Origin of the sequence: Streptomyces sp. 147326, assembly GCF_045000215.1 — a bacterium.
In the GTDB taxonomy this organism is placed as follows: domain Bacteria; phylum Actinomycetota; class Actinomycetes; order Streptomycetales; family Streptomycetaceae; genus Streptomyces.
Window position 1 is genome coordinate 6969795 of record NZ_CP134201.1, and the last position, 23613, is coordinate 6993407.

Annotated in this window: 21 protein-coding genes and 7 tRNA genes; 15 read left to right on the top strand and 13 right to left on the bottom strand. The window is 74.1% G+C overall.

Features of this window, described 5'->3' with window-relative positions; all coding sequences use genetic code 11:
• The first annotated feature begins 60 nt into the window (after nt 1–60).
• The 4 genes from cbiE to RIU97_RS32025 all read left to right on the top strand — a co-directional run bounded on the left by cbiE (nt 61) and on the right by RIU97_RS32025 (nt 7115).
• On the top strand, nt 61–1263 hold the full coding sequence (gene cbiE, locus RIU97_RS32010; RefSeq protein ID WP_404961025.1) for a precorrin-6y C5,15-methyltransferase (decarboxylating) subunit CbiE: 1203 nt from the start codon (nt 61–63) through the stop codon (nt 1261–1263).
• A 274-nt stretch (nt 1264–1537) separates the two neighbouring features.
• Nucleotides 1538–4702, top strand: a complete 3165-nt coding sequence (gene cobT, locus RIU97_RS32015) for a nicotinate-nucleotide--dimethylbenzimidazole phosphoribosyltransferase (RefSeq protein ID WP_404961026.1) — start codon at nt 1538–1540, stop codon at nt 4700–4702.
• Nucleotides 4703–5045: 343 nt separating this feature from the next.
• Nucleotides 5046–6263, top strand: a complete 1218-nt coding sequence (gene cobA, locus RIU97_RS32020) for a uroporphyrinogen-III C-methyltransferase (RefSeq protein WP_404961027.1) — start codon at nt 5046–5048, stop codon at nt 6261–6263.
• A gap of 42 nt (nt 6264–6305) precedes the next feature.
• A complete protein-coding gene (locus RIU97_RS32025) occupies nt 6306–7115 on the top strand; it encodes a TrmH family RNA methyltransferase (protein ID WP_404961028.1) in 810 nt (269 codons plus the stop codon).
• A 174-nt stretch (nt 7116–7289) separates the two neighbouring features.
• On the opposite strand, the gene RIU97_RS32030 is transcribed toward RIU97_RS32025, so the two are convergent.
• Entirely contained in the window at nt 7290–8243 is a 954-nt protein-coding gene (locus RIU97_RS32030; RefSeq protein WP_404961029.1) for an IS481 family transposase, read from the bottom strand.
• A gap of 170 nt (nt 8244–8413) precedes the next feature.
• The gene (locus RIU97_RS32035) at nt 8414–9592 is read right to left on the bottom strand and encodes a protein kinase domain-containing protein (RefSeq protein ID WP_404961030.1); all 1179 of its coding nucleotides are present in this window, start codon (nt 9590–9592) and stop codon (nt 8414–8416) included.
• Nucleotides 9593–10143: 551 nt separating this feature from the next.
• On the opposite strand from RIU97_RS32035, the gene RIU97_RS32040 reads away from it, so the two are divergent.
• The gene (locus tag RIU97_RS32040) at nt 10144–10329 is read left to right on the top strand and encodes a hypothetical protein (RefSeq protein ID WP_327412946.1); all 186 of its coding nucleotides are present in this window, start codon (nt 10144–10146) and stop codon (nt 10327–10329) included.
• Between the two features lie 203 nt (nt 10330–10532).
• On the opposite strand, the gene RIU97_RS32045 is transcribed toward RIU97_RS32040, so the two are convergent.
• The 5 genes from RIU97_RS32045 to RIU97_RS32065 all read right to left on the bottom strand — a co-directional run bounded on the left by RIU97_RS32045 (nt 10533) and on the right by RIU97_RS32065 (nt 11006).
• Nucleotides 10533–10604, bottom strand: a tRNA-Val gene (locus tag RIU97_RS32045).
• 52 nt (nt 10605–10656) lie between these two features.
• A tRNA-Val gene (locus RIU97_RS32050) sits at nt 10657–10728 on the bottom strand.
• Between the two features lie 19 nt (nt 10729–10747).
• Nucleotides 10748–10819: transfer RNA gene (locus tag RIU97_RS32055), tRNA-Val, on the bottom strand.
• A 1-nt stretch (nt 10820) separates the two neighbouring features.
• Nucleotides 10821–10894, bottom strand: a tRNA-Cys gene (locus tag RIU97_RS32060).
• Between the two features lie 39 nt (nt 10895–10933).
• Nucleotides 10934–11006, bottom strand: a tRNA-Gly gene (locus RIU97_RS32065).
• Between the two features lie 180 nt (nt 11007–11186).
• On the opposite strand from RIU97_RS32065, the gene RIU97_RS32070 reads away from it, so the two are divergent.
• The 3 genes from RIU97_RS32070 to RIU97_RS32080 are packed head-to-tail and all read left to right on the top strand — an operon-like array spanning nt 11187 to nt 13973.
• Entirely contained in the window at nt 11187–12269 is a 1083-nt protein-coding gene (locus tag RIU97_RS32070) for a chorismate-binding protein (protein WP_404961031.1), read from the top strand.
• Nucleotides 12266–13087, top strand: a complete 822-nt coding sequence (locus RIU97_RS32075; protein WP_404961032.1) for an aminotransferase class IV — start codon at nt 12266–12268, stop codon at nt 13085–13087. Before RIU97_RS32070 ends, RIU97_RS32075 begins: the two co-directional genes overlap by 4 nt.
• A 43-nt stretch (nt 13088–13130) precedes the next feature.
• Complete coding sequence (locus RIU97_RS32080; protein ID WP_404961033.1) at nt 13131–13973, top strand: GNAT family N-acetyltransferase; 843 nt, start codon at nt 13131–13133, stop codon at nt 13971–13973.
• A 3-nt stretch (nt 13974–13976) separates the two neighbouring features.
• Here the strand turns inward: RIU97_RS32080 and RIU97_RS32085 are convergent, their stop codons facing one another.
• Nucleotides 13977–14471 (bottom strand): DsbA family protein, encoded by a 495-nt coding sequence (locus RIU97_RS32085; RefSeq protein WP_404961034.1) that lies wholly within the window; start codon nt 14469–14471, stop codon nt 13977–13979.
• Nucleotides 14472–14647: 176 nt separating this feature from the next.
• Here RIU97_RS32085 and RIU97_RS32090 point away from each other — a divergent pair, with 176 nt between their 5' ends.
• The gene (locus RIU97_RS32090) at nt 14648–15106 is read left to right on the top strand and encodes a hypothetical protein (protein WP_404961035.1); all 459 of its coding nucleotides are present in this window, start codon (nt 14648–14650) and stop codon (nt 15104–15106) included.
• Between the two features lie 135 nt (nt 15107–15241).
• The gene (locus RIU97_RS32095; RefSeq protein WP_327412940.1) at nt 15242–15415 is read left to right on the top strand and encodes a hypothetical protein; all 174 of its coding nucleotides are present in this window, start codon (nt 15242–15244) and stop codon (nt 15413–15415) included.
• On the opposite strand, the gene RIU97_RS32100 is transcribed toward RIU97_RS32095, so the two are convergent.
• Nucleotides 15356–15976, bottom strand: a complete 621-nt coding sequence (locus tag RIU97_RS32100; protein ID WP_361765792.1) for a CGNR zinc finger domain-containing protein — start codon at nt 15974–15976, stop codon at nt 15356–15358. The two genes, RIU97_RS32095 and RIU97_RS32100, sit on opposite strands and share 60 nt — an antisense overlap.
• 197 nt (nt 15977–16173) lie before the next feature.
• Complete coding sequence (locus tag RIU97_RS32105; protein WP_030011909.1) at nt 16174–16587, bottom strand: SsgA family sporulation/cell division regulator; 414 nt, start codon at nt 16585–16587, stop codon at nt 16174–16176.
• A 177-nt stretch (nt 16588–16764) separates the two neighbouring features.
• On the opposite strand from RIU97_RS32105, the gene RIU97_RS32110 reads away from it, so the two are divergent.
• Together RIU97_RS32110 and RIU97_RS32115 are read left to right on the top strand one after the other, a co-directional pair.
• Nucleotides 16765–17301 carry a TIGR02611 family protein gene (locus RIU97_RS32110; RefSeq protein ID WP_404961036.1) on the top strand — a complete coding sequence of 179 codons (537 nt, stop codon included), beginning with the start codon at nt 16765–16767 and terminating at the stop codon, nt 17299–17301.
• Nucleotides 17302–17347: 46 nt separating this feature from the next.
• Nucleotides 17348–17419: transfer RNA gene (locus RIU97_RS32115), tRNA-Val, on the top strand.
• 47 nt (nt 17420–17466) lie between these two features.
• On the opposite strand, the gene RIU97_RS32120 is transcribed toward RIU97_RS32115, so the two are convergent.
• Nucleotides 17467–19812 carry an SCO7613 C-terminal domain-containing membrane protein gene (locus RIU97_RS32120; RefSeq protein WP_404961037.1) on the bottom strand — a complete coding sequence of 782 codons (2346 nt, stop codon included), beginning with the start codon at nt 19810–19812 and terminating at the stop codon, nt 17467–17469.
• 128 nt (nt 19813–19940) lie between these two features.
• On the opposite strand from RIU97_RS32120, the gene RIU97_RS32125 reads away from it, so the two are divergent.
• Nucleotides 19941–20012, top strand: a tRNA-Val gene (locus RIU97_RS32125).
• 61 nt (nt 20013–20073) lie between these two features.
• Here RIU97_RS32125 and RIU97_RS32130 read toward each other — a convergent pair.
• Entirely contained in the window at nt 20074–20799 is a 726-nt protein-coding gene (locus RIU97_RS32130; protein WP_327412935.1) for a 3'-5' exonuclease, read from the bottom strand.
• 207 nt (nt 20800–21006) lie between these two features.
• Between RIU97_RS32130 and RIU97_RS32135 the strand changes: the two genes are divergently transcribed.
• Both RIU97_RS32135 and RIU97_RS32140 read left to right on the top strand, forming a co-directional pair.
• Nucleotides 21007–21609 (top strand): DUF4365 domain-containing protein, encoded by a 603-nt coding sequence (locus tag RIU97_RS32135; RefSeq protein ID WP_404961038.1) that lies wholly within the window; start codon nt 21007–21009, stop codon nt 21607–21609.
• Nucleotides 21609–22850 carry a hypothetical protein gene (locus RIU97_RS32140; protein WP_404961039.1) on the top strand — a complete coding sequence of 414 codons (1242 nt, stop codon included), beginning with the start codon at nt 21609–21611 and terminating at the stop codon, nt 22848–22850. Before RIU97_RS32135 ends, RIU97_RS32140 begins: the two co-directional genes overlap by 1 nt.
• Nucleotides 22851–22894: 44 nt before the next feature.
• Here the strand turns inward: RIU97_RS32140 and RIU97_RS32145 are convergent, their stop codons facing one another.
• A complete protein-coding gene (locus RIU97_RS32145; RefSeq protein WP_404961040.1) occupies nt 22895–23392 on the bottom strand; it encodes a GNAT family N-acetyltransferase in 498 nt (165 codons plus the stop codon).
• Nucleotides 23393–23613 lie beyond the last annotated feature (221 nt).

Below are 23613 nucleotides of genomic sequence, written 5' to 3' on the forward strand. Positions count from 1 at the left end.
TCTCACCGTGCCCGCCCCCGACGAAGCTTCGCCCGCCCCCACACCAGGAGACTGACGACGATGGCCGACCGGGTCACGGTGATCGGCTGGGACGGTTCGCCCCTGACCGCGGCCGCCCGGTCCGCGCTCTCCGCCGCCACCCTCGTGGCGGGCGCCGCCCACCACCTCGCCCTCCCCGAGGTACCGCCCACCGCCGAACGCGTCCGCCTCGGCAGCCTCGGCCTCGCCGCCCGCCGCATCGCCGGCCACCGCGGCACCGCGGTCGTCTTCGCCGACGGGGACCCCGGCTTCTTCGGCGTCGTACGCACCCTGCGCGCCCCCGAGCACGGCCTGGAGGTCGAGGTCGTCCCGGCCGTCTCCTCCGTGGCCGCCGCCTTCGCCCGCGCCGGCATGCCCTGGGACGACGCCCAGGTCGTCGTCGCCCACCCCCGCACCCTGCGCCGCGCCGTCAACGTCTGCCGCGCCCACGCCAAGGTCGCCGTCCTCACCTCGCCCGGCGCCGGCCCCGCCGAACTCGCCCTGCTCCTCGACGGAGTCCACCGCACCTTCGTCGTCTGCGAGGAAGTCGGCACGGAGCGGGAGCAGGTGAGCGTCCTCACCTCCGACAAGGCCGCCGACCACAGCTGGCGCGACCCCAACGTCGTCATCGTCATCGGCGGCGCAGGACAGACCCCGGCCGCCGAACCGGGCTGGCTGCTCGGCCAGGGCGCCGCCCACTCCGGCGACCGCGGCTGGGCCCGCCCGCAGCCCGACGCGGGCGAAGGGGAGTCGGCGCAGCTCCGCGCGGCCCAGCTCGCCCGGCTCGGCCCGCGCACCGGCGACCTCGTCTGGGACATCGGCGCCGGCTCCGGCGGCGTGGCCGTGGACGCCGCCGCCCTCGGCGCCGCCGTCATCGCGGTCGACGCCGACCCGCGCGCCTGCGAACGCGTAACTGCCGCCGCCCGCAAGCGCGGAGTGCAGCTCCAGGTCGTCGCCGGGCGCGCACCGCACGTACTGGAGAGCCTGCCCGAGCCCGACGTCGTCCGCGTCGGCGGCGGCGGGGCCGAGGTCGTCGCGGCCGTCGCCGACCGCCGCCCCGAACGGATCGTCAGCCACGCCTCCACCCGCGACGAGGCGGAGGCCATCGGCCGCACCCTCACCGAACACGGGTACGCCGTCGAGTGCGCGCTGCTCCAGTCCGTCGCCCTGGACCCCCGCACCTGGGCCGAACAGGACCGTTCCGTGGTGTTCCTCCTGTCGGCAGAACGCCCTGTGACCCGCTGAGACGAGGGCCGGGGTAGGCTGGCCGATCGTCGTACTGCCCCGGCGTTCCGGGCATCGCGACACCGCCGGAACGCGCGACGTGGCGCAGTCCACAGAGGACCGTGGCGGTTATGGCCGCCACGATGGCTAACGGGCGCGACAATGCTTAGTGGTTGTCGTGCAGGCGTATGTGAGACGGACTCGTCGCACGCCGGCCCCGCACGGCAACTCCGCTTGGAGGCCTCGTGGGCGACCGGGCGACCGACGAGGCAGAACCGATGGGCGAGGGGTAAGCATGACTGACACCGGCCAGGTACCGGGCGAGGGTCTCCCGGACAGCGCGGGCATGGTGGATCAGCAGGGCATCCCGGCTCCGGTCCAGATCCCGGCACCGATTCCCGGCGGCTACGCCTTCCAGGACCTCATGGACAACCCGGCCGAGCCGGAGGACGAGGAACTGCTGCTGATGCCGAGCGGCCAGGGCGCGTGGAGCGACCCGCAGGTCGTCCCGCCGGCCCCCGTCTTCCCCGTGGACCCCCAGCTCCCCGAGCCGCAGATGTACGCCGACGCGTCCTACGGCGCCGAGCCCGCGTACCCCGGGGCCCCGGCGGCGTACACCGAGCCGGCCGCGTACCCCGAGCCCGCCGCGTACCCCGGGTTCCCCCAGCCCTCCTTCCCCGACACCGGCTACAGCGCGGGCGCGCACGAGGCGGGCGGCCGTGACTCCGGCGCGCTCGACCTCGGCGGGCTCGTCGTCCCGCCGCCCGCCGCACCGGTGGCCCCCGCGGCCCCCGTCCGGCGCCCGCTGCACATGGGCCCGCCCGTGCCCGAGGCCAACGGCGGAGTCGTACGCTCCCTCGCCGACCGCGGCCCGGCCGCGGCCCCCGCTCCGACCGCGCCGATGGCCGCCGTGCTGAGCACCCCGGTGGTACCGGCGCCGCTCCGCCAGGCGGGGCCCCCGACCACGGGCCCGGAGTACCTGGACGTCCCGCGCGCGGAGGCCGTCGCGGCGCCCGTCCCGCAGCAGGGCGAGATCCCGCCGCAGGCCGGTGCGCCCTGGGCGGCGGAGCCGGTCGCCTCGCCCGAGCCGGTCGCCGTGCCGGAGGCCGCGCCCGCGCAGGCCGCCGAGCCCGCACAGCCGCCGGTGGAGCCGGAGCCGCTCGCCGTACCCGCAGAAACGGTGGTCCAGACCGAGCAGCCGGGACAGCCCGAGCAGCCCGAGCAGGAGCCCGTGGTCCCCGGGGCCCCCGAGCCCGTCGCGCCGGAGCCGGTCGCGGTCGAGCCCGTCCCTGTCGTCCCTGTCGAGGCGGTCGTCGCCGAGCCGGTCCAGCCCGAGCCCGTAGAGGCGCAGCCGGAGCCGGTCGTCCCGGTCGAGGCCGCCGCGGTCGAGCCCGTCCAGCCCGAGCCCGTCGAGCCCGTCACCCCGGAGCCGATCGAGGTCGCGCCGGAACCCGTCGCCCCGGTCGAGGCCGTAGTGGCCGAGCCGGTCCAGCCGGAGCCGGTCGAGGCGCAGCCCGAGCCGGTCGCCCAGGACGAGCCCGCCGAGCCGGAGCTGATCGAGGTGGCGCCGGAGCCGGTCGCCCCGGTCGTGGCCGAGCCGGTCCAGCAGGAGCCCGTAGAGGCGCAGCCCGAGCCGGTCGCTCCGGCCGCGGCCGAGCCCGAGGCACTCGCCCCGGTCGAGCCCGCCGCAGGCGAGCCGGCAGGCGAGCCGGCAAGCCAGCACCCGGGTGACCCGGCCCCCGCCTACGACGACGCCGAGCGCGAGGCCGTCCTGCGCGTCATGCGCGAGCGCCGCGACATCCGCAAGGGCTTCCGTACCGACCCGATCCCGCACGAGGTGCTGCTCCGCGTCCTGGAGGCGGCTCACACCGCGCCCAGCGTCGGCCACTCCCAGCCCTGGGACTTCGTCGTCATCAAGTCGGCCGAGACCCGCCGGACGATGCACGAGCTCGCCCAGCGCCAGCGCGAGGCCTACGCGAAGTCGCTGCCCAAGGGCCGGGCCAAGCAGTTCAAGGAACTCAAGATCGAGGCCATCCTCGACACCCCGGTGAACATCGTCGTCACCGCCGACCCCACCCGCGGCGGCCGCCACACCCTCGGCCGGCACACCCAGCCGCAGATGGCCCCGTACTCCTCGGCCCTCGCCGTCGAGAACCTCTGGCTCGCCGCCCGCGCCGAGGGCCTCGGCGTCGGCTGGGTCAGCTTCTTCGACGAGCGCGAGATGGTCCGCGAGCTCGGCCTGCCCGAGCACCTCGAAGTCGTCGCCTACCTCTGCGTCGGCTACGTCGACGAGTTCCCCGAGGAGCCCGAGCTCGCGCAGGCCGGCTGGTCCCAGCGCCGCCCGCTGTCCTGGGTCGTCCACGAGGAGACCTACGGCCGCCGCGCGCTGCCCGGCGAGGAGCCGCACGACCTGCTCTCCGAGACGGTCGCCAGCATCCGCCCGCTCGACGCGAAGGCGCTCGGCGAGGCCTGGGAGCGGCAGAAGCGCATGACCAAGCCCGCCGGGGCCCTGGGCATGCTCGAAATCATCTCCGCGCAGCTCAGCGGCCTCTCCCGGGTCTGCCCGCCGCCGATCCCGGAGCCGGCCGCCGTCGCGATCTTCGCCGGTGACCACGGCGTCCACGCCCAGGGCGTCACCCCGTGGCCCCAGGAGGTGACGACCCAGATGGTCGCCAACTTCCTCGGCGGCGGCGCGGTCTGCAACGCGTTCGCCAACCAGGTGGGCGCCGAGGTCTGCGTCATCGACGTCGGCGTCGCGGGCGACCTCCCGGCCACGCCGGGCCTGCTCCCGCGCAAGGTCCGCCCCGGCACGGCCGACCTCTCCACCGGCCCGGCGATGACCCGCGAGGAAGCGATCGCGGCGATCGAGGTCGGCATCGAGACGGCCCGCGACCTGGTGGCGGCCGGCAACAAGGCCCTCCTCACCGGCGAGATGGGCATCGCCAACACCACGGTGTCGGCGGCCCTCATCTCGGTCTTCACCGGGGTCGACCCCGCCGAGGTCACCGGCCGGGGCACGGGCATCAACGACGAGACGCACGCCCGCAAGGTCGAGGTCGTACGCCGGGCCCTGGAGCTCCACCAGCCCGACCCGGCGGACCCGATCGGCGTCCTGGCCGCCATTGGCGGCCTGGAGCACGCGGCGATCGTCGGCCTCCTCCTGGGCGGAGCCTCCCTGCGCACGCCGGTCATCCTGGACGGCGTCAGCGCCGGCGCCGCCGCCCTGGTGGCCCGCGCCATCGCCCCCGAGTCCCTGTCGGCGTGCATCGCGGGCCACCGCAGCGCGGAGCCGGGCCACGTGGCGGCCCTGAACAAGCTCGGCCTGCGGCCCCTGGTCGACCTGGACCTCCGCCTCGGCGAAGGCACGGGCGCCCTGCTGGCCCTCCCCCTGGTCCAGAGCGCGGCCCGCGCGATGCACGAGGTAGCCACCTTCGACTCGGCGGGCGTCACGGAGAAGTAGCGGGGCCCCTGCGGGGTGGCTCGGCGGGCTCGGGCCGTCCTCCCGGGTCCCTCGGAAGCTTCGGCCAGGGCCCGGCCGCCCCGGGCCGGGGTGGTTCCGGTGGGGCGGACCGGCCCGTCAGACCGCTTCGGCACCACCGGGCAAGAACAGCCCCGCCGGCGTTTGAGGCGCGGGGTCCGGGGCGGGGCCCCGGGGGAGCCGACCGCGCAGCCCCCGTCCGCGCTATGGGACGGCCCGCGCCGTATGGTGGACCCGCACCCAGAACCCGCACGTCAGTACCCCCGCCGCTCCAGAGCCGCAGCGGCAAGACAGAACGATCGCCGCATCAGGAGCCGCATCCGCCATGGCTGACACCCCCGCCTACCCCGTAGGACTCCGACTCGCCGGCCGCCGCGTCGTCGTCATCGGCGGCGGCCAGGTCGCCCAGCGCCGCCTCCCCGCGCTCATCGCGTCCGGCGCCGACGTCCTGCTCGTCTCGCCCTCCGCCACCCCCTCCGTGGACGCCATGGCCGAGACCGGCGAGATCCGCTGGGAGCGCCGCCGCTACGAGGACGGCGACCTGGCCGGCGCCTGGTACGCCCTCATCGCCACCCGGGACCGCGAGGCCAACGACCGTGCCTCCGCCGAGGCGGAGCGCGAGCGCGTCTGGTGCGTCCGGGCCGACGACGCCGGGGCCGCCACCGCCTGGACCCCGGCCACCGGCCGCGTGGAGGGCGTCACCGTCGCCGTGCTGAGCGGCAACGACCCGCGCCGCTCCGCCGCCGTCCGGGACGCGGTCGTCGAGGGGCTGCGCGACGGCACCCTCACGGCCGCCCGCCCCCGCACCCCCGGCGTCTCCCTCGTCGGCGGCGGGCCCGGCGACCCGGACCTCATCACCGTGCGCGGCCGCCGCCTCCTCGCCGAGGCCGACGTCGTCATCGCCGACCGCCTCGGCCCCCGTGACCTGCTCGACGAGCTTCCGCCGCACGTCGAGGTCATCGATGCCGCGAAGATCCCGTACGGCCGGTTCATGGCCCAGGAGGCCATCAACAACGCGCTGATCGAGCACGCCAAGGCCGGCAAGGCCGTGGTGCGGCTCAAGGGCGGGGACCCGTACGTCTTCGGCCGCGGCATGGAGGAGCTCCAGGCTCTCGCCGAACAGGGCATCCCCTGCACCGTCGTGCCCGGCATCTCCAGCTCCATCTCGGTGCCCGGCGCCGTCGGCATCCCGGTCACCCACCGCGGTGTGGCCCACGAGTTCACCGTGGTCAGCGGGCACGTCGGGCCCGAAGACCCGCGCTCCCTCGTGGACTGGGCCGCCCTCGCCAAGCTCACCGGCACGCTGGTGATCCTGATGGGCGTCGACAAGATCGGCCTGATCGCCGAGGCGCTCGTACGGCACGGGCGCGCGGCCGACACCCCGGTCGCGGTCGTCCAGGAGGGCACCACCGCCACCCAGCGCCGGGTGGACGCGACCCTCGCCACGGTCGGCGAGCGGGTCCGGGCGGAGGAGGTCCGCCCGCCGGCCGTCATCGTCATCGGCGAGGTCGTCCGCGTCAACGCCCCCATCACCAGCGCCTGACAGGCCGTTGGCACCGCACCCAGGACAAGGCAGTATCACCCTGTGGCTGATCTCATCACCGTCGAGGACCCCGACGACCCGCGCCTGCGCGACTACACGGGTCTGACCGACGTCGAACTGCGGCGCAGGCGCGAGCCCGCCGAAGGGCTCTTCATCGCCGAGGGCGAGAAGGTCATCAGACGCGCCAAGGACGCCGGGTACGAGATGCGCTCGATGCTGCTCTCGGCCAAGTGGGTCGACGTCATGCGCGACGTCATCGACGAACTCCCGGCGCCGGTCTACGCCGTCAGCCCCGAGCTCGCCGAACGCGTCACCGGCTACCACGTGCACCGCGGCGCCCTCGCCTCCATGCAGCGCAAGCCGCTGCCCACGGCCGAGGAACTCCTCGCCACGACCCGCCGCGTGGTCGTCATGGAAGCGGTCAACGACCACACCAACATCGGGGCCATCTTCCGCAGCGCCGCCGCCCTCGGCATGGACGCGGTGCTGCTGTCGCCCGACTGCGCGGACCCGCTCTACCGCCGCTCGGTGAAGGTCTCCATGGGCGCGGTGTTCTCCGTCCCGTACGCCCGCCTGGAGGCCTGGCCCAAGAGCCTGGACTCGGTGCGGGAGGCGGGCTTCAGGCTGCTCGCCCTCACCCCGCACGAGAAGGCCTCGCCGATCGACGTGGCCGCCCCGCAGTCCCTGGAACGGGTCGCGCTCATGCTGGGCGCCGAGGGGGACGGCCTGTCCACGCCGGCGCTGGTCGCCGCCGACGAGTGGGTACGGATCCCGATGGCGCACGGCGTGGACTCGCTGAACGTGGGCGCGGCGGCCGCCGTCGCCTTCTACGCGGTGGCCCAGGGCCGCTAGGCCGTCTCTTTCGGATCTTGCTCCCCCAGCTACCGCTGGGAGGGACCCCCAGGCACCGCACCTCGCCGCGTTGTCGGGGCACATAAGTACGTCCAGTACTCGGGCGCCCCTCCGCCTTGCGATGCACGGCACCAGACGACGCGGGCTTAACCGACAAGATCCAAAAGAGACAACCTAGGTGTGTTGTCCGGACAGGTTGGTGACGCGGCTGGCGGGTGTTTGGCCTTGGATGCCGGTGTGGGGTCGGTGGTAGTTGTACCAGTCGATCCAGTCGGTGAACGCGGTCTGTCGTTCGGCGTCTGAGGTGTAGGGCTGCTGGTAGGCCCATTCCTCGAGCAGGGTGCGGTGGAAGCGTTCGACCTTGCCGTTGGTCTGCGGCCGCCAGGGCCTGGTCCATCGCGGGCTGATGCCCAGATCACGGCAGGTGTCGCGCCAGGTGTTCTTGCTGTAGGCCCAGGCGTTGTCGGTCAGGACGCGTTCGACGGTGACGCCTCGTTCTGCGAACCAGGCGACGGCGCGGGTCAGGAAGGCTGCGCAGGTGGGGGCGGTCTCGTCGGGCAGGTCTTCGGTGTAGGCGAGGCGGGTGTGGTCGTCGAGGGCGGTGTGAAGGTAGGCCCAGCCGGTGCCGGTCTTGTTGCGCCGGCCTTCGGCCCGGCCGAGGGTCTTGTGGCCGCCGCCGTCGGGGATCCTGCCGAGCTTTTTGACGTCGACGTGGATCAGTTCGCCCGGCCGGGAGCGTTCGTAGCGGCGGATGGGTTCGCCGGTGGCCCGGTCCAGGGTGGCCAGGGCCGGCTGACCGTGGCGGGTGAGGATGCGGTGGGCGGTCGAGGGCGCGATTCCCGCGCGGGCGGCCAGTCGCAGGGGTCCGATCCGGTATTCGCGCCTGAGCCGCAGCACATGTTCCTCGACTGCGGCCGGGGTCCGTCGCGGCTGGTGGTGGGGGCGGCTGGTCCGGTCACTCATTCCGGCGACGCCCAGCGTGCGGTAGCGGGTGGCCCAGCGGGCCGCGGTGGTGTGGCTGACCTGGAAGCGTTCTGCTGCCCGGCGCACGGGCCAGCCGTCGTCCACGACACAGCGGGCCAGCCGAAGTCGTCCGGTCTCGGTCAGCGGGGCATTACGGTGGACCACGAGGGCCTCCTCGGATCGGTGGAGATGTCGCAATCCACACCGAACCCGGAGGCCCTCACTCATTTCAAGAACCCAGTACGCGTGTCACCAACGTCCCGGGACAACACACCTAGGCCCTCTCCTCGGATCTCGCCGGGCACGCGGGGCCGACAGGATCCGGAAGACGCGCCCTAGAGCTTCTGGGCCGCGGCGATGCCCAGCGCCACGATCAGCGTCACCAGGACGAACACGATCAGCCGCTGCCGCATCATCCGCGGGTCCGGCCGCGAGGGGCGCCGTCCGGTCCCCGTCGTCCTGGGCGCCGGGCGGCCGCCCGTACGGCCGGCGGTCGGCCGTGAGGACGGACCGCCGGGGTTGCGCGGGTTGCGGGAGGACGAGGGCCGCGAGTGCGGCCCGCCCGGGGCCCGGGGCGTGGTGGAGCCGCCGGTACGACGCTCCGTGCGCTGCTCCGCGTAGTCCTCGGGGAGCCGCCCCGTCGGCCGCTCGGTCCGGGCCCGCTGCGCCGGCGGGCGGGACTCCGACAGCCCCTGTGCCTCGCGGGCCGCGATCTCCTTGAGCCGCATCGACAGCTGGAGCGTGCTGGGCCGCTCCTCGGGATCCTTGGCCAGGCAGGCCCGTACGAGGGGCGCCAGCGCGTCCGGGACCCCCTGCAGGTGCGGCTCCTCGTGCACCACGCGGTAGAGCATGACCTCGGAACTGCCGTGCCCGAAGGGCGAGTCGGCGGTCGCCGCGTAGGCGAGGGTGGCGCCGAGGGCGAAGACGTCCGTGGCGGGGGTGACGGCCGCGCCGCGCACCTGCTCGGGCGCGAGGAACCCGGGGGAGCCGACGGCCGTACCCACGTGGGTGAGCGTGCTGGCCCCGGTGGCCCAGGCGATCCCGAAGTCGATGATCCGCGGGCCCTTGGGGGAGAGCAGGATGTTCGAGGGCTTGAGGTCCCGGTGGACGACCCCCGCCTCGTGTACGGCGACCAGCCCCTCGGAGAGCGCGGCGCCGACGGCGGCGATCTGCGCAGCCGTCAGGGGGCCCTCCTCGGCCACCTTGTCGTGCAGTGAGGGCCCGGGCACGTACTGGGTGGCGAACCACGGCCGCTCGGCCTCCAGGTCCGCCGCCACCAGCCGTGCGGTGCATCCGCCCCGGATCCGCCGCGCGGCGGACACCTCGCGGGCGAACCGCGAGCGGAACTCCTGGTCCTCGGCCAGGTCCGGCCGGATGACCTTGAGCGCGACGCGCTGCCCGCGCCGGTCCGATCCCAGGTAGACCACGCCCATGCCGCCGGCACCGAGCCGCCGGTGCAGCCTGAACGAGCCGACGACACGCGGGTCCTCGCGCCGGAGCCGCATCATCGCCATGTCCACCCCGCTGACCGGTCGTCCTGTTGATGTGCCACAGCTTACGGACCATCCGGCATGCGTGCTCAGAGGCCGCGCCCTCGCCGTGGGATTCGATTGTCAGTGCGGCACAGCACACTTGAGGGAGCCTCAGGGATGCCGGACGGCAGCGCGGCGCGGCTGCTCCGCACGCCCAAGCACCCCTCGGTTCAAGGGGATTGAGGCATCGGCGCGGGTCCGGGGCCTTCCAGGTGCAGACGTACGCCGCCCACGCGCGAGTGGATCTTGTCGAGGGGTGGCGGGCGGACACGTATCAACAGGGAGTGACGGAAGTGAGAGAAGTCACTACCCTCCGGTCATCCCCTCCGGGAAGACCCCGACACCGGGGGAGCGGCCTCCACCCAGGGGAGTACACGGAGGAGGTCCCGTCATCCTCCCGGAGGCCCGGCAATGGGTACGAAGGCATGAGGCCAGGGGCCGTCCGCCCGCCTAGTGTTGAAGACAAGCGGCGGGTGGCGCACTCGTCCCCCGAGGTCACAAGCCCGCCGCTGCCAAACGACAGGGAGAGGGCCATGGCGGACATCGCACGGCAGGGACGCAAGGCATTCGCGTTCAACGGCCACGAGTCCGGTACCCGCCACCCACTGGTGGCCGCGGCCATGGTGCTCCCCCTGGCCGCCCTGCTGCTCTTCCTCTTCGGAGGCTTCGACCAGCTGGTGGCACAGGCGTCGTCCGTGGGTCTGATGCCGGGGCGCTGAGCGGCGCCCCGGGCCCGGGAGAGCGGTCCGGGCCGGGACATCGGCTGTCGAACCCCGTGGGGACGGGGGAGCGACGGACGGACGGCAGGTGAAGGGTGCTGCCCGTACGGCTGGGGAGTCGGACGGGCAGCACCCTTTTCATGCCCTGCGCACAGGGGAACGCGAAAGCCCCGGCCGAAGAGACGGCCGGGGCTTTCGATCGGTGCGCGATACTGGGATTGAACCAGTGACCTCTTCCGTGTCAGGGAAGCGCTCTCCCGCTGAGCTAATCGCGCGGGAACCACGGCTCGGAAGCCGCAGGTCAGGCAAGTGGTGCCAGGTGCTGCGTGCGCGATACTGGGATTGAACCAGTGACCTCTTCCGTGTCAGGGAAGCGCTCTCCCGCTGAGCTAATCGCGCGGGGATCCTTGCGGATCAGTGGACGATACTGGGATTGAACCAGTGACCTCTTCCGTGTCAGGGAAGCGCTCTCCCGCTGAGCTAATCGTCCTTGGAGGTGGAGACGGGATTTGAACCCGTGTAGACGGCTTTGCAGGCCGTTGCCTCGCCTCTCGGCCACTCCACCATGGAGCTGCAGGGGTTCTCGGGAAGATCCCCCACTTCGAGCGGACGACGAGACTCGAACTCGCGACATCCACCTTGGCAAGGTGGTGCTCTACCAACTGAGCTACGTCCGCAGGTCGCCGTGTTCACTCCGGGGCTTTCCCCCTTCGCTCCCTGGCGACGAGTTGAACTCTAGCGGATTCCCGGGCCAGCTCAAAAACGCGTTTCCGCAGCGTGCTGCCACCCGATCACCACAGGTCACCTCTTCTTCACCCCACCGGCGCCGCGTCGTCACCGGTCATAGACTCGCAGCCGTGCACGACCTGCCCCCCATGGCCCGCTTCGGCGGCCTCCTCGCGACCGACCTCCGGGACGTCACCAGTGATCCCGCCGCCCTCGACTCCACCGGCTTCTGGGCGGTGGCCGCCGGCTTCGAAGGGCGGCTGGTCTGCGCGCGCTTCGGTGACGTGCGCCCCGACCCGGTCCCCGCGCCGGTCCCCGGCGCCTGGCGCGGGCCCGACGCCGACGAATGGACCTCCTCGCTCGACCGGGCCGCGTACGTCGCCGGAGTGCGCCGCATCCGCGAGCACATCGCCGCAGGTGAGGTCTATCAGGCCAATCTCTGCCGGGTGATGTCCGCGCCGCTGCCCCACCCGGACCGCGCCGACGTCGACGCCCTCACGGCGCTCCTCGCCCGCGGCAACCCCGCACCCTTTGCAGGAACGATTCGGCTGGCCGCCCGCGGCGTGGAGATCGCCACCGCCTCCCCGGAGCTCTTCCTGCGCCGGACCGGCCGCCACATCGAGTCCGGCCCCATCAAGGGCACCGGCCGCACCGCCGCCGACCTGCTCCCCAAGGACCACGCCGAGAACGTGATGATCGTGGACCTCGTCCGCAACGACCTCGGCCGGGTCTGCGCGACGGGCTCCGTCACCGTCCCCGAGCTGTGCGCCGTCGAGGAGCACCCCGGTCTGGTCCACCTCGTCTCCACCGTCAGCGGCGAACTCGCCGACGGCGCCGGCTGGCCCGAGCTGCTCGCCGCCACCTTCCCGCCCGGTTCCGTCACCGGTGCCCCCAAGTCCTCCGCCCTGCGGATCATCGAGGCGCTGGAGACCGCCCCGCGCGGCCCCTACTGCGGAGGCATCGGCTGGGTCGACGCCGACCGGGGCACCGCCGAGCTCGCCGTCGGCATCCGTACCTTCTGGATCGACCGCGAGACACCCGGTGGCCCCAGCCTGCTCTTCGGTACCGGCGCCGGCATCACCTGGGGCTCGGACCCCGACCGCGAATGGGCGGAGACCGAGCTGAAGGCCGCCCGCCTGCTCCGGGTGGCGTCGGGCCTCGAAACCACCGGCGGCCAGGGCACGAACGGGACGATCGGAAGGACCGCACCATGAGAATCTGGCTCGACGGAGTGCTGAAGGACGTCGGCAGCGCGCAGGTGTCCGTCCTCGACCACGGGCTCACCGTGGGAGACGGCGTCTTCGAGACGCTGAAGGCGGAGCGCGGCCAGGCCTTCGCGCTCACCCGTCACCTGGAGCGGCTGACCCGCTCCGCCCGGGGCCTCGGCCTGCCCGACCCCGACCTCGACGAGGTGCGCCGGGCCTGCGCCGCCGTCCTGGAGGCCAACCCGATGGAGCACGGGAGGCTGCGCGTCACCTACACCGGCGGAATCTCCCCGCTCGGCTCCGACCGCGGAGACGCCGGCACCACCCTGATCGCCGCCGTCGCGTCGTCCGCCCGCCGACCGGACACCACCGCCGTCATCACCGTCCCCTGGGTGCGCAACGAACGCTCCGCCGTGGCCGGCCTGAAGACCACCTCGTACGCCGAGAACGTGGTCGCGCTCGCCGCCGCGCACCGGGCCGGGGCCTCCGAGGCGCTCCTCGCCAACACCGTCGGCCGGCTCTGCGAGGGCACCGGCTCCAACGTCTTCGTCGTCCTCGACGGGGAACTGCACACCCCGCCCCTGAGCTCCGGCTGCCTGGCGGGCATCACCCGGGCCCTCATCGTCGACTGGGCCGGCGCCAAGGAGACCGACCTGCCCTTCGAGGCGCTGGAACACGCCGAGGAGATCTTCGTGACCTCCTCCCTGCGCGACGCCCAGGCGGTCGTACGGGTCGACGACCGCGAGCTGGGCACGGGCCCCGGGCCCGTCACGGCGGAGGTGATGCGGATCTTCGAGGTGAAGGCCGGTTCGGACATCGATCCGTGAACCCTGGTGACGCGGGGCCGCAGGGCAGGTAGAACTCGAAGTGATGACCACCACCCTGCGGCCCGCACAGCCGCTCCAGCAGAACAGTGACGGAACCCGCTCGCGGACCTACGAGGTGCGCGTCAACAGCCGGCACGTCGGCGCCCTCGAACTGGCCACCCGGTCCGCCGCCCAGCCCCGGATCGGTGTGATCCGGGACCTGTGGATCGACGAACAGGACCGCCGGCGCGGGCGCGGCACGGTCGCCGCGCTCGCCGCCGAGGAGGTGCTGCGCTCCTGGCGCTGCACCGGCGTCGCCGTGTCGGTGCCCGCCGACGCCGGGCCGGCGCTGCGGATGGCCACGGCCCTCGGCTACCGGGAGACCGGCCGGGTCATGGTCAAGGAGCTGCCGGCCGAACCGCCCGCGCTCCCGGCCGGCAGCTCGGGCCGCCCCATGACCCGGGCGGAGTTCGACGCCTGGCTGGAGGTGGCGATCGTGGAGTACGCCCCCCGCCTCGTCGCGCCCGGCATGACCACGGAACAGGGCGTGGCCGCGTCCCGCGCCGATCACGCCCGGATGCTGCCGGCCGGCCGGGAGACCCCCGGCACGGCCTTCCACGTGGTGGAGACCCCGCAGGGCGCGATCTTGGGCAGTGTGTGGGTGGGGGAGCGCGAACTGCCCGGCCTCGGCTCCGTCCCGTACGTGTACGACGTCCGGGTCGAGCCCGAGCACCGCGGCCAGGGGCACGGCCGGACCCTCATGCTGCTCGCCGAACACAGCGCACTGGCCGCGGGCGCCCACCACCTGGGGCTGTACGTGGTCGAGGGCAACACCCCGGCCCGGCGGCTCTACGAGTCGCTCGGGTACCGGGACACCACCGTGAACGCCGTCAAGGAACTGATCTAGAACCTAGGCGCCGAGCAGGCGGTCGGTGATCTCCTCGATGCGGGCGCGCAGGCCGTCCTGGCTCTTGCCGCCGTCGAGGCGCTCGCCGTCGATCACGTACGTCGGGGTGCCGGTCACGCCGATCGCCTTGCCCTCGGCCTGGTCCGCGTCGACGATCAGGATGTGCCGTCCGTCGATCAGGGCGGTGTCGAACTCTTCGGCGTCCAGACCCAGTTCGCGCGCCACGTCCAGCAGCACCGGCTCGCCGCGCTCGGCCAGCTCGGCGGTGCGCGCCAGGACGGCCTCCGCGTAGGGCCAGCCCTGCCCCTGCTCGGCGGCCTCCTCGGCGGCCTGCGCCGCGGCGAAGGAGTGCTTGTGCTTCTCCAGGGGGAAGTGGCGCAGCCGGATGTCCAGCCGGTCGCCGTAGCGGGCCCGCAGGGCGCGTACGTCGTCCAGGGCGCGGTGGCAGTCCGAGCACTGGAGCTCGCACCAGACGTCGAGGATCACGGAATCGGTCATACGGACAGTCTCCCAGCCCCCGCCGCGCCCACCGACCGGGACCCAGGGAGGAGGCGCGACCCGGAGATGTCCCGGAGATCCGTCCGGGGGAGGCTGCGGACCTGGCCCCCGCGGCGACCGGCGGTGCAGGATGGATAGGGACAGATCGCCTTGCCGCCGACAGTCCGGAGGACCGCATGCTCGCCGAGACCATTTGCTCCGCGGTGTCCGCGGCGGGCCTGGGCATCGCCGCGCTCACCGCCTACCGCAAGCGCTTCCTGGCCGCCGCGCGGATCACCGCGTACGCGCTGGTGCCCATCGGCCTCGTCCTGACCGGCGTCGTGGAGTGGGTGTCCTCGATGGTCTTCAAGCCGTCCGTCTGGGCCGGCTTCGGGCTGCTGGCGCTGGCCTGGCTGCTCCTCGTCACCACCCGGGCCGTCGAGCGCCGCCGCCTCGGCGAGTCCGGGGAGCCCGCGAAGAAGAAGGTCAAGGGGAGCCGGGCCCCGGAGGCCGTGGCCCCGGCCGCCTCCGCGCCGTCCCTCGGCGCCGGAGCCGGTGCGCAGAGCGCGCCCGCGCCCAGCCGCAAGCCGGCGGCCGCGGCTCCCGCCGAAGACTTCTCCGACATCGAGGCCATCCTCAAGAAGCACGGCATCTGACTCCCGGGACCGATCCGGAGGACGCCCCCGGGAGGGGTCACAGGGCGCCCGGTCCACGAGTTCGGGCGAACTGCCGCGCGGTTGTTGGCGTGTTGGGGGGCGGACGGCGGCCCGCTGCGTCATCATCGCCCCGACATGCTCGAGACATCGCAGAGTGAGCCCTCGGTGCCCGTGCCGGTACCCGCCCCCGTCGTGGAGGAGCCGCGAGGCTGCCTCTTCGCGCTCTCCCAGCCACCCCTGATGATCTTCCTAGCGGTGATCGGCATCCTGCTGCTGCTCGCCGCCGTGCACGACCTCTTCATGCTCTGACAGGCCCGCGTCGGCCTCCTTGCGCCGGGCCCGGTACGCCGCCACGTGCAGCCGGTTCCCGCAGGTCCGGCTGTCGCAGTAGCGCCGGGAGCGGTTGCGGGACAGGTCCACGAAGGCGCGCCGGCAGTCCGGGGCCTCGCAGCGGCGCAGCCGTTCCTGTTCGCCGGAGACCACGATGAAGGCCAGGGCCATGCCGCCGTCGGCCGCCAGGTGGTCGTCCACCGACGCGCCCGGCGCGAAGTAGTGGACGTGCCAGTCGTAGCCGTCGTGGTCGGTCAGCTGCGGGGTGGTGCCCGCGGTGTCCACGAGCTCGTTGATCAACGCGGCGGCCGCACGGGGGTTCGGTGCGGCGAAGACCTGGGCGAACTTGGCGCGCACGGTCCGGACGCCGGCCAGGTCGCGGGCGCCGAGCTCGCCGACGTCGCTGATCGCGTACTCCTGGACGAAGCCGCGCAGCGAGCCGACGTCCGAGAGTCCGTCGGGCTGGTCCGCCTCGGCCGCGGTGTTCACCAGCGCGACGACGACGTCGAGCGCGCGACGGGTGTCGTGGGGGATCTGCACGGGGTCTCCCTAGGGGCCGGGCCTGCGGCGACGGGAGGCGCCGCCGCTGCCGCCCGACAATAGCGGGTCCCCCCACGCACACCGGCGCCGTCCTCGCGGGTGGATCCCGCGGGAACAGCGCCGGCACTGCCGTATGTGGTTGTCCGACCCGCACCGTCGCCCCGAGTCGGACGGTGTCGAGCGGCTGTAGGCCTGGCTCAGCTTTCGGCCAGGATGTGGGAGAGCTCCTTGTCGAGGTCGAAGTGCCGGTGTTCGGTCCCGGGTGGAACCGCGGCGTCCGTCCGCTTGAGGAACGACTCGAGTGCTCGGGCGGGTGCTTCGAGCAGTGCTTCTCCCTCCGGTGAGCTCAGGGCGATGCAGACGACGCCCTGACCGTGGCTGCGGGACGGCCAGACGCGGACGTCGCCGGTACCGGTGGGCCGGTGGAGACCCTCCGCGAGGAGGTCGCGGGCGAATACCCATTCGACCGTCTCCTCGGCGCCGGTGTGGAAGGTGGCGTGCACGGCGTAGGGGTCGGCCGTGTCATACCGCAGGCCCGCGGGAACAGGCAGTGAGGACTCGCTCGACACAACGAGGCGCAGGTGCAGCTCGCAGCTGACCGTGGTGTTCATAAGCGCCAGGGCCTTTCGCTCAGTGTGCGCTCGGGGATTCGCACGTCGGCGAAATCGACATGCCACCTACGGTGCCGTTGTAAACCCCTCTGACCGTTTTGCGGACCTCTGGGTCCCTCGGACGGCGGATCCAAACCACCATTCACGTGTGCTTCCGGCTCCGGTAGATTCGACCTCATGAATACGGGGAGTGACCGCGGAGCCAACGAGTCCGCCGCCGAGGAATCCGCCGTGCACGCCACGGGAGCCACCGAGGGCCCGGCAGCCGCCGAGGGCCCGGGAGCCGCCGAGGGCCCGGCAGCCGCCGAGGCCGCGGAAGCCGAGGGGGCCGCGGCGGAGGCGCCGCACGTCTCGAAGGCGCCCGCCTTCATCAAGGCCCGCAAGGGCCTGCACCTCAGCTGGCAGGTCGGCGTCTTCGTCGTCGGCCTCGCCGTGATCGCGGCCGGTGTGGCCATGCTCGTCCTGCCCGGCCCCGGCTGGGTCGCGATCTTCGCGGGCCTGGCGATCTGGGCGACCGAGTTCGCCTGGGCCCACCTCGTGCTGCGCTGGACCAAGCGCAAGGTCACCGAAGCGGCACAGAAGGCGCTCGACCCGAAGGTCCGCCGCCGCAACATCATCCTGACCAGCGCGGGCCTCGTCATCGCGGGCGCGCTGATCGGCTTCTACCTGTGGAAGTACGGGCTCGTCCTGCCCTGGAACCTCAAGGACCAGTGATGGTCAGGGAGCACCGCTGACATGCGGTAATGTTTGCGGTGCGTCCGGGCGATTAGCTCAGTGGGAGAGCACTTCGTTCACACCGAAGGGGTCACTGGTTCGAACCCAGTATCGCCCACCCGGACCAGAGGCCCGGAGACTTTCACAGTCTCCGGGCCTCTGGCGTTACCGCAGCCGTCCGATCGCGTCCCGCAGCCGCCGGGCGTCGCGCAGCCGCTTCTCGTACGTCGCCCCCACCGCCAGCAGCAGCAGGCCCGCCAGGGCCGGCGGCACCCAGCGCGGCAGCGCCCCCGCGACCTGCACCACGTACGGGGCCAGCTCGTGCACCGCCACCACCGCCAGCACCGCGCCGCCGAGCAGCAGCGGGGCCTGCAGCCGCCGCTGGGCGCCGATCAGGGTCAGGGCCAGCGCGGCCAGCCCCAGCAGCAGCGGGCGCACCCAGCTCCGGTCGTCCAGGGCCACCAGCAGGCTCGGCAGCAGGGTCGCCGCCAGCCCCGGGCCGTACGCCGTCCAGGACGAGGCCTGCGGGTCCCTGCGGCGCCGCAGGAAGCCCACCACGAGGGCCGGCACCGTCACCGGCAGCGTGTAGGCCTCCGGCGTCGTGACCCCGGCGTCGGCCAGCCGGACCCAGGTGGCCGCCGCGAACAGCGCCCCCGCCGCCCAGCCCACCGCGCGCCGCTCCGGGCGCACCGCGGCCCCCGCACAGACCGTCCCGGCCAGCGCCAGGACCAGCGCCAGCGTCCCCGGACGCCCGGCCGACAGGGCCACCGCGAGGACGCCGGCCACGGCCGCCGCGATCTCCACGGGCACCCGTACGCCGCCCAGCCGCGGCCCGGAAGCCGCCGCCAGCGCCGGGACCGCGAGCACCGGCAGCGCCCACCAGACCACCGCCAGGTCCGTCACCGCGGCCGCCGCCACCAGCAGCGCCGTGGCGTACCCGACGGCGCACACCGCCGCCGCGGAGCGGACCCGGCGCGGAGCGGTCCCGTACGCCGCTCCCGCCGCGCAGGCCGCGCCCAGCAGCCCCCACACCGCGAAGGTCGCCACCCGGCCGTCCAGCGCGCCCAGGGACACGTTCGCGGCCCCGGCCAGCGCGCACACGGCCGCCGCGATCCCGGCGCCGCGCGCGGGGGAGCGCAGGGCGAACACCCCGGCCGCGCCCGTGACCGCCAGCTGGGCGGCGAACACCGCCGCCGCCGGGAACCCGAGCAGCACCGGAGCCGTGAACAGCCCCGCCCAGGCCAGGACCACCGCCACCACCCCGGGCTCCGGCCGCGCCAGCACCCGGGACAGCCACCAGGCCGCCCCCGCCGTCGTCAGCAGGATCAGCACACCCGCCGCACCCGGCGCGTACGGAGCCGGGGCCGGAGTGGTCACCGCCCACACCTCCTCCAGCACCCGCAGCCGGGCCAGCAGCGTCGGAACCACCGCGGCGCCGGCCGACAGCGCCACCAGGGCGGCCACCGCCACCCCCGCCCGCGCCAGGCCGCGCCGCACCGCCGCCGGGAGCGCGGAGGCCCGTACCGCCGCCAGCAGCGGCAGCGCCACCAGCAGGTGCACCAGCGCCACCCACGCGCCGTCCCGGACCGAATCCGTCAGAGCCGGCCGGGCGAGCCCGCCCAGCGCCACCACCGCGGCCAGGCCGGCCGCCAGCGCGGCGACCCAGGCGCGCGGCTCCCGCCAGGCCGCCGCCGTGCCCAGGGCCGCGCCCGCCAGCAGCAGCGCCCCCGGAACCAGCGCCTGCGCCACCGAGGCCGCCGACCACGACTCGGCCACCCCGATCAGCAGCGCCACCGCCGCCAGCACGGCCGCCGGGACCGCCGCCGCCCGCACCCGCAGGGCGAGCGCCGCGTCCAGCACCGCCGTCGCCAGCAGCGCCCAGCCGAGCTCCAGCGGGCCCGCCTGCGCGGCCAGCGCCGCCAGCGGCAGCGGGAACTGCGCCGCCAGCACCGCAGCCGGCAGCGGGAGCCGCAGCTTCCGCAGGGCCGAGCCGTACCCGGCCCACACCGCCGCCAGCACCGCGGCCGCACCCGCCGCGTACCCGGTGCCGTCGGCGTCCGGCATGCCGACCGCGTACAGCGCGTACGCGTCCAGCACCGTCAGCAGCAGCCCCACCGCGGCGACCGACTCAGCCGTCGACCGCAGCCCCCGGCGCAGCAGCGGCACGGGTGCGGCCAGCGCCGCCGCCGTCACCGCGGCCAGTACCGCCGAGCGCCCGGCGATCCCCATGGACCCCCAGCTGACCAGCGTGAACGCCAGCGCGGCCACGGCCAGCAGCACGGCGCCCAGGGTGAGCAGCACGTTCTGCGCGCTCGGGGCCGAGGTCTCCTTCGGCCGCCCGGCGGGCAGGGCGGAACCCCAGCCGGCGGGGGCGGGGGCGGGCCCCGGCTGCTGGAGGATGCGCAGCAGCCAGTCCCGGCGGGTCAGCAAGTGGAGCCGCCGGGCGTCGAGTTGCACCAGCTCACGGTCGATGAGCGCCAGCTCTTCGGCCGGCGGCAGAGGGTTGTTCATACCGGGAGTGTGGCGCCGGTCACGCCGTCAAGACATGGGCGTACGTACTCAGATCCGCTCTGAGTACGCAGCGGGAGGGAAGCGGTTTGAACCAGCCCCGAGGCTTCTGTATTATTCGGTGCGTTCCCGGGCGATTAGCTCAGCGGGAGAGCACTTCGTTCACACCGAAGGGGTCACTGGTTCGATCCCAGTATCGCCCACCGGGACAGGCCGGTCCGTCGAAAGACGGACCGGCCTTCCGCATGTACGGGACCGTGCGCCCTAGGCCGCCGTCGACAGGTCCGGCCGCAGCGGCCAGTGCGGATCGACCGGCTCCGGCGTCCCCTGCCGCGCGAACCACGCCTGCAGGCCCCGCGCCTGCGCCGCGTGCCAGACCGCCTGCAGCGTGTGCAGCTCCGCCGGCGACAGCCGCTCCAGCCGGGCCGCGAACCGGCGCCCCACCGCCCGTACGAGCTCCAGCGAGGCCATCGCGTCCGCCGCCGCGTCGTGCGCGCCCTCCAGCTCGATCCCGTAGTGCGCGCACAGGTCCGTCAGTGTCCGCCGTCCCTTGCGGTAGCGGTCCAGGTGCTTGTCCAGCACCCGCGGATCCAGCACCGTCAGCGGCCGGTTGTCCAGGTACCGGGCCAGCGACGAGGCCCGGTGCCGGCGCAACTCCCGGTCCAGCAGCGTCAGATCGAACGGCGCGTTCATCACCACCACCGGCCGGCCGGCCACCTGCTGCTCCCCGAGCGCACGGGCTATCTCCTCCACCACGGGCGCCGGCCAGCGCCCGTGACGCTGCAGGTGCTCGTCGGTCAGCCCGTGCACTTCCGTCGCCCCCGGGGGCACCGGAACGCCGGGATTGACCAGCCAGCGCGTGGTGCGGACCCGGCCCCCCGCACACTCCTGCACGATGAGCGCGGCGGACACGATCCGGTCCTGCTCGACGTCCACCCCGGTGGTCTCCGTGTCGAATGCGGCCAGCGGGCCCTCGTACCAGCGTGTCATGGCGAACTCCTCGTCCCCGGTCGGCAGATGGGGCGCACCTGGATCACGCCACCTTCGCCCGCATCGGTGATACCCGGGCTGTTTGCCCCGTACGCCGTTTGCGGGGACCCGGGTGCGGAGACAACATCCATGGGGGGCCGTACACATGACCGGTCGTCACCCCACCCACCACCGACGGCAGAGCCCGTAAGGCATGGGGAGCCGGCCATGGCGCTCGCGCAGCCCGAACCGGGCGGGGTGCTGGCGGGGCAGATCGATCCGCGGACCGGAACACCGGACGACGCGCGGACCGGACCGCTGCGCGGCACACTCGCCACCACCGCCTGCATGGAAACCCTTCAGGTGGGATACCTGCACGCCGTGGCCGCCGCGGCCGGCTGCTCGCTCTCCCAGCCCTTTCCGGACAACGGCATCGACTGGCACGTCAGCCACGGCGCCCCCGAGCACGTCGTCGACGACGAGGTCACCATCAAGGTGCAGTTGAAGGCGACCTACCAGATACCGCCCCGGCCGGCCGGGCCCACCTTCGCCTTCACCCTCGAGAACGAGCACCTGGTGAAACTGGCCCGCACCCCGGTCGCCGTCCACAAGATCCTCGTCGTGATGCTCGTCCCGCGGGAGCGCGACCAGTGGCTCGCCGCCGGGCACGACCGCCTCGACCTGCGGCACTGCTGCTACTGGACCAATCTCGCCGGACACCCGGTGACCGGCCGCCGCCGGACCACCGTACGGATCCCGACCACGCGGATCTTCGACGACCGGGCGCTGTGCGAGATCATGACCCGGGTCGGGTCGGGAGGGACACCCTGATGCACTGGCACTCGCCGAACCTGGAACCGCTGCCGTCCCCGGACTACGGCGGATTCACGGACTCCGCGCACCCCGCCGCCCCCGACCCCGCACAGGTCGATCCGGCCGTGCTCGGCGCGCTGCTGCACCGCCACGGCTGGCTGCGCCGGGGCGGGGCCGCCGGCCGGTACGGGCGCTGGACCCCGCCCGCCACGCACCCGACGGCCCGCGCCGCCACCAGCCTGCTCGTCCCCGAGAGCCGCACCTTCCCCGACTGCGCCGACCTGCTCGAAGAGGCGATCACCGCCCTCTCGCGCAGCGGCCTGCCCTCCGCGCGGGAGGTGCTCTACGGGCTGAGCGTGCCCAGCGACGAGATCCACTGGGACCGGGAGATCCCGCAGGGGGCGTACGGACTCCAGGGCGACGCCGCGTGGACGGTGCAGGAACAGCTGCGCTCGGCCGCCCGGCAGCTCCTCCTCGCCGGGGCCCTGGCCGAACGGGGCCGGGCCGGGTACTACGGGGCCCGGCACCGGGCCAAGGCCGAACGGGCCCTGGACGGGGTCCTGGTGGGCCCGCACCCGGGCGGCCGGCGCCTGACCGCGTACGTACCGGTGGACGGCGGCCGGGGCACCGTGGCCCGGCTCCACCACGCCCTGCACGCGGCACGCGAAGCCGTGGACTACCAGCGGGCCACCGGTGGCATGGAGGCCTTCGACGCCGCGGTACGGGCCGGGGTCAGCCGGGAACTGGCCGAGGCACTGATCGCGCTGGTCCGGGGCACGGAGGGGGCACGGATCGCGCTCGCCTGGGCGCCGGCGGCCGGGGTCCCGGCGGGCTGCGCGGCCCGGCCGGAGCCGGTGGAGTTCTCGCCGGGCGACCTGCCGGTGCTGCGGGAGGCGGCGGCGCGGTACACCCGGGACGAGCCGGCCGTCCAGGTCCGCATCGCGGGGGCGGTGGTCCGGATGCGGCGCTCCGCTCCGGGGGGCGGGGGCACGGTCCGGCTGCGGGTCCTCGCGGGAGCGGAGGTCCCGTACGTACGCGCCGCGCTGGACGAGGAGGCGTACCGGGTGGCGGGGCACGCGCACCTGGTGGGCCTGCCGATCCGCGTCAGCGGGCGGTTGCAGCGGCGGGGCGGCTTCCGTCGCCTGACGGATGCGACGGATGTGACGCCGGTGCCGTTGGACGAGGTCGAGCGGGACCGGCTGATGAAGGCGCTGGACGATGCGTTCGATCCTGCGGATGTGCTCGAGGCCGACGAGTAGGCGTGCGGCGCTGCTGCTGGGGCTCCGCCCCAGACCCCCGCGCCTCAAACGCCGGCGGGGCTGGACTGTGCGGCCGGGTTGAAACAGAAAGCGGCCATCGTCAGGTTCGGGGCGGGGGAGAAGTCGGGGCCGCGGGTGAAGCCCAGGTGTGCGTAGAGGGAGACCGCGGGGGTGTTGGCGGCGCCGGTGGTGACCGTGACGGGGCGGCCGGGGAAGAGGCCGGTCAGGGCGTGGCGGAGCAGGAGGGAGGCGACGCCCCGGCGGAACCAGGCAGGGGCCACGCAGAGACGGTCGATCGAGATGCCGCCGTCGGCCTCCTCCTCCCAGGCGAGGAAACCGGCGAGCTCCCCGGCTTCGGAGACGGCGCCGACCCAGTTCAGCTCCTGCGCACGCATCTCCGCGAGGCTCTCGCCCAGCGCCGGGATGCCGTCGAAGCCGATCAGCTCCGCCTCCACCGCGTACGCCGCCCGCCCGATCCGGTGCACGGCCGCCGCGGCGGCGTCGTCGGTCAGGTCCAGCGGGCGGATCCGTGGGTTCGGCATGCCGCCCAGGCTACTTCGGGCGGGTGCGGGACACTCCGGGGTGGCCCGCACGATCCAGCCCAGCCGGCGTCTGAGGCGTGGGGGTCCCCCCGGACGGAGTCTGGGGGAGGGTTGGGGGCGGAGCCCGGGGCGGAGCCCGGGGCGGTCGCGCGGGCCCCGGGCCGGCCGGGGGAGGCGGGCCCGGCGGGCCCGCGCCGTAACCGTTTAGCGGCGCAGCCACT